At 43.4% G+C, this 2,975-nt stretch carries 4 protein-coding genes and 1 tRNA gene; all 5 read right to left on the minus strand.

Annotated features, from left to right (window positions below; all coding sequences use genetic code 11):
- Positions 1–231 (minus strand): hypothetical protein (locus PHE24_07110; protein MDD4902865.1); only part of this gene is annotated, 231 nt, incomplete at its 3' end.
- On the minus strand, positions 197–670 hold the full coding sequence (locus tag PHE24_07115; GenBank protein ID MDD4902866.1) for a hypothetical protein: 474 nt from the start codon (positions 668–670) through the stop codon (positions 197–199). The genes PHE24_07115 and PHE24_07110, both read right to left, overlap by 35 nt.
- 119 nt (positions 671–789) lie before the next feature.
- Positions 790–1,563: an endonuclease NucS gene (locus tag PHE24_07120; protein ID MDD4902867.1), complete on the minus strand. Its 774-nt coding sequence runs from the start codon at positions 1,561–1,563 to the stop codon at positions 790–792.
- A gap of 208 nt (positions 1,564–1,771) precedes the next feature.
- Positions 1,772–1,842: transfer RNA gene (locus tag PHE24_07125), tRNA-Gln, on the minus strand.
- A gap of 18 nt (positions 1,843–1,860) precedes the next feature.
- The coding region (dnaX, locus tag PHE24_07130; protein ID MDD4902868.1) for a DNA polymerase III subunit gamma/tau at positions 1,861–2,975 on the minus strand (1,115 nt) is incomplete at its 5' end.

The raw sequence follows: 2,975 nt of genomic DNA on the forward strand, positions 1-2,975 counted from the left end.
ATCTCTATCAATGTTACTAGGTTTTCCTATATCAGCTATGCCGAATAAATTCAAAAGCGCGCTTCTTAGCGCGACACCCTCACCCTCTTTAATAGTGAGAAAATAAATGAAATAGGAAATTCTAGCGTAGTTGTCTGACAAATCCTCGATTGGTATAGGCAACTCCCCGAGAAATTTATTCAGCCGTTCCCTAAGTTCATTTTGTTGCGGTTGGGAGTTGATGGAGGACATAATTCATGCCAACTGATGTTAACTCTATATTTTGTCTTCCAGAGCGTTTTATATAGTGAGTATATTTAATCGTATCTGCTATGGTAACCTCTAAATTAGCTGGTATTTTTGTTATCTTTCTTAGTTCCAAATAACAATTTTTTAAATCTTCAACGGTAAAAGTTTTTTTATCTAAATTTTCGTTAAGATAATAACCGAAAAGGGCAATTTTATCATAATGAGTTGATGGCTTTTTTTCTTGGTACAAAGCTAAAAGATCTCCGCCACCCGTAGGAGATACCTTGCCCGTAAGATCCTTTTCTGGCGCCAACTTTTTAGGGGCAATTACCGAATCGTTCAAAAATTCTTTTTTAAGAACGGCGAGATGTTTTTCAATAAACCTTGCGTCACCCTCAATGAGAATCTCGAGATCACCTTTTTTTATTTGTATTTTATTCATATTTTTTGATTAGAATATCGAGTTTTAACGAAAATTCTTCGTCACTTTCAGTATACGCCTCAATTGTATATTTTCAATCCCTCTTATTACGAGCTGACTACTTTTTATTGAAAAGCAAACTATCGCAACCTATCAATATTGTTTTTCAGCAAAACCTTAACGGCTTCTAAATCTTCTTTTTGATTGATTAAAAAGCTCGCCCATTTTTTCTCATTATCATACGTATAAACCCAGAAGAATTTTCTGCGAGGGGAGATATAGGCGAATACTCGGCCAGAAACTTTAGCCGACATATCATATTTCGTAGGCTCAATAGTGATGTTTGCGGCATCCCAACCCCTAATCTCCTCAATCAAATCATTGGCAATCTTTCTCATGTCTAAGCTGGTGATGTATTCAAGTCTGTCTTTAAGGTCGTATGCTTCCACTGTTTCGGGAGTTGATGGGATGCTTACCTCGGAGAAAACGACGGTTATTTCTTTCGAATCTTCGAATGTAATGCACTTGTAAGCGAATAGAGAAATTGGAATATCTATCCACTTGCACCGATTAATAAGAGAAATAGAGAAGCTGGGTGCGATAAGGAAAAGCCGAGCGGTCTGGCCGGGGTCAATGTGGTAATCTTTATACACCCTTGAGATGCCCTCGATATTTTTTGAAATATAATCGTAATAATCCATACCCTGAACCAGCATTGTATCGTCCTCAACAACTTTTAGTTCGGCGACAACCAGCGCATTACCGCTATCCACCATTAAAACATCGAGTGGTCCCCTTTCTGTGCTTCTCTGATGATCAACATATCGAACTCCCTCTTCAATTAAACTTGCCCCCTGTCTTACCAGATCTTCGAGCTGTTTTTCCGATACCTCAATGGATTTATATTGCTTCATACTCTTAGCATAGGTCTGTTCTATAAAAACTTCAAGTAAACAAAAAAAACGCCGAAATGGCGATTCCTTGGAACTTCTCGATCCCGAATAAAGTTCTATATCCTAGACGGGTACGGCTCTTGGACACCCCCGGAGCCGTCCGAGAGCCGTCGTGAAAATAGGTTCAAATGACCCGTCTCGGACGGCCACGATACTGCGTGGACTGATGCTGCGAGGCTTGGATTCGAACCAAGATAAGCGGCTTCAAAGGCCACTGTCCTACCATTAGACGACCTCGCAATGTGCCTTATAAATACCTTATTTTTCGCCTAATTTCAAGGCCTCAATGACAGCAAGCTCCAAAGGTAGCTGCGGGATTGAAGAATACTTCATCTTGTTTTCCGCTTCCATAAAAAGCTTCAGGGCGTTTCTTAAGTCCGCTTCCGGAAAAATCGCAACCTGGGACTGGAGCTTTAACTGCTCTTCGCCAGTCAAACCGATAATAATGGGATTTGAGGGCTCCACTCCGATCTTCAGAATCAGGCCCTGGCGCAGATAATTGATGACGGCCTTGGCGAACTCCTGCACATCCTTGCCTTTTTCCATGATTTCATTCAGAAAGCCGATGGCTTCCCCGGCCTTTTTTTCGCAAAGGAACCCGACAAAGTCACTCACGATTTTCACATCCACCATGCCCAGAAGCTCCTTTAAATCTTCAGCCTTGATGATCCCGGTGCGCCCCAAGGTGCCCGAAAACGTCAGAGCCTGGTCAAGCAGCCCTTCGGCATCCCTGACAGCCCCTCCCGAATTCAACGCGATAAGCTCCAAAGCCGGCTTCTCAATATGGACTCCCTCTTTTTTTGCCACCATTTCCAGCCTTGCGATGATTTCGGGCAAAGTCAGTTTCCTGAAATCAAATCTCTGGCAGCGTGAAATGATCGTCGGGATCATTTTATGGATCTCGGTGGTAGCCAGGATAAACACGGCGTGCGAAGGCGGCTCTTCCAGGGTTTTTAATAAGGCGTTGGCCGCTTCCTTGGTGAGCTGGTGTGATTCGTCGATGATAAAAACCTTGTATTTGGATTTGACCGGGCGGAACTTAATGCCGTCCCTCAATTCCCTGATTTCATCCACCCCCCTGTTGGAAGCTGCGTCAATTTCGGTAAGATCAATGCTTCTGCCCTCGTTGATTTCCAAACACGAAGAGCATTTATTGCACGGCTCGAATTCTCCGGGCTTCCTGCCTTCGCAATTCAGGGACTTGGCCAAAAGACGGGCAATGGTAGTTTTGCCCGAACCGCGCGGCCCGCAGAATAAATAAGCGTGCGAGGTCGTGCCCGAAATCAAAGCGTTCGTCAGAGTCTGGACGACGTGCTCCTGCCCAGTGATTTCCGAAAATAATTTCGGACGATATTTTCTATACAATACTAAAT

Source organism: Patescibacteria group bacterium (assembly GCA_028707065.1).
Classification (GTDB): Bacteria; Patescibacteriota; Patescibacteriia; order Patescibacteriales; family WJLG01; genus JAQTUZ01.